The following is a 1276-nucleotide window of genomic DNA, read 5'->3' as shown; positions in this document are numbered from 1 at the left end:
CACCACCTACGCCGCCCGGCGCGCCACCGACCCGAGCCAGATCGTCACGGTCGTCGCAGGCACGCCCGCGTCATCCGCCGCCGCGCCACGCGCCGCGGCCCCGCTGGGCGCCTCGGCGCGCCTGCCGGCGCCGCGCAACGGCGCCACCTACGCGTCCGCGCCCGCCGCGCCCGCCGCAGCACCCGGCCAGCAGGACGGTGAAGCGATCCGGCGCGCCGCCACCACATTCCTTCAGCAGCAGACCGCCGGCCTGCCCGGCAAGACGACGGTGAGCGTCGCGGCGGCCTTTCCGCGCGGCCTCGCCGCCTGCACGACGCTCGAGCCGTTCCTGCCGACGGGCGCGCGCCTCTGGGGCCGCACGACGGTCGGCGTGCGCTGCGCAGGCGAACGGCCGTGGACGATCTATCTGCAGGCCAAGGTGTCGGTGACGGCAACCTATTACGTCGCCGCGCGGCAGATCGCGCCCGGCGAGGCCCTCACCGCGGCGGATCTGGTCGCGCGCGACGGTGACCTGACGGTGCTGCCGCTCGCCGTCATCACCGATCCGTCGCAGGCGGTCGGCGCGACCGCGCTCGCGCGCGTGGCCGCCGGGCTGCCGCTGCGGCAGGACATGCTGAAGAGCGCGGCGTCGGTGTCGATCGGCCAGACCGTCCGGGTGGTCGCCGCCGGGCCGGGTTTCACGATTTCGACCGAGGGCAGCGTGATGAACAACGCGGCGCCCGGCCAGCAGGTGAGGGTGAGAATGGCGGCGGGACAGATCGTCACTGCGATCGTCAAGGATGCCGGGACGGTGGAAATTCCGCTCTGACGACGCAAGAGGTTGTTTCGACTGAGGTTTATGCCAATGGCGTCATGCTAAAGTTTGGTCCGCGCATGCCGTTATCTGGGTCAAACCGTTCAGGAAAACCATCGTGAAAGTCGATTCCACCTCTTCCCAGAGCTCCCGCTCGCTGACGAGCGCCAGCGCCGGCGCCGGCGCAGCTCGCTCGCAGCAAGGCGCGGCCGCGACGGCCGGTGCGCCGGCTGGCGCCGCGGGCGCGAGCAGCGGCGACGCGACCGTCAACCTGTCCGGCCTGTCCGGTCAATTGCGTACGTCGGCGGCGTCCGGCAACGCCGACATCGACGTCGGCCTGGTCCAGTCGATCAAGGACGCGCTGAACAACGGCACGCTGTCGATCGATGCGAACAAGATCGCCGACGGCGTGCTGAACACTGCCCGCGAGCTGCTGCAGCAGCAACGGCCGAAGGGCGGCTGAGCCGGCCCGATCGGGCCGGC

2 protein-coding genes are annotated in these 1276 nt (G+C 71.9%); both read left to right on the top strand.

The features are described 5' to 3' along the window. On the top strand, positions 1–808 hold an 808-nt coding region (flgA, locus tag LIG30_RS02360), incomplete at its 5' end, for a flagellar basal body P-ring formation chaperone FlgA (protein ID WP_038709340.1). 103 nt (positions 809–911) lie between these two features. Further along, positions 912–1256 (top strand): flagellar biosynthesis anti-sigma factor FlgM, encoded by a 345-nt coding sequence (gene flgM / locus LIG30_RS02355; RefSeq protein ID WP_038709339.1) that lies wholly within the window; start codon positions 912–914, stop codon positions 1254–1256. The last annotated feature ends 20 nt before the right edge of the window (positions 1257–1276 follow it).

Origin of the sequence: Burkholderia sp. lig30 (genome assembly GCF_000687455.2) — a bacterium.
Lineage (GTDB): Bacteria > Pseudomonadota > Gammaproteobacteria > Burkholderiales > Burkholderiaceae > Burkholderia.
This window is presented reverse-complemented; position numbering and strand designations above follow the sequence as displayed.